Here is a 581-nt window from a genome sequence, read left to right as displayed (position 1 = left end):
ACGCCTTCGCCCTCGACCGAGGTCGAGTTGCTGTCGACGCCGCTGAACGAACCATCTGCATAAAGCAGGCGGCTGACTTCGCCGTTCGGGCCGGTGACAAAGAAATCGGTGATGATGATCTGCTGACCGTCAACAAGGTGCACGATCAGGTTGTTATCGACACGGCCGAACTGTTTCACCTGATCCGCGTTTGCGGTGATCCGGAAATCAGAGGGCTTATCTGCAGTGATGCGAATGGGTCCCATGGTGTAAGTCCTGGATTAATTGTTGCGTTTGTTGGATCAGGAAGCGCGCGACGCGCCGACTGTCTTGCAGATGTGCTGCGATGCATTTCCGATTGTTGCGGCCCCCAACACCGCGGCACATCCCGCCCCCTGGGCGCTTACGAGAGCGAGGAACCAGCCCCCGTCGGTAATCAGAACAGCTCCACCAACCAGCAGCTGGGCGCTTAGTGCTAAAGAGAGAACAAAAATGATCATCGTCTCACCTCAGTCTGGAGTGGATTGGCAAAAGATACGCTATACGTCCTAAAGTATGTATGATTGATACTTGGGTGACGTGTCAATCTCCAAGGCGTGATT

1 protein-coding gene is annotated in these 581 nt (G+C 54.6%); it reads right to left on the bottom strand.

What is annotated here, in order from left to right; genetic code table 11:
* Positions 1-245, bottom strand: a 245-nt coding sequence (locus H0485_RS21350) for a BapA prefix-like domain-containing protein (RefSeq protein ID WP_226937878.1), incomplete at its 3' end; no start/stop codon positions are given.
* Positions 246-581: the final 336 nt, after the last annotated feature.

The organism is Pseudogemmobacter faecipullorum (assembly GCF_020539525.1).
Taxonomy (GTDB): domain Bacteria; phylum Pseudomonadota; class Alphaproteobacteria; order Rhodobacterales; family Rhodobacteraceae; genus Pseudogemmobacter; species Pseudogemmobacter faecipullorum.
Note: the sequence above shows the minus strand (reverse complement) of the source record. Positions and strands in the feature narration are given on the sequence as shown.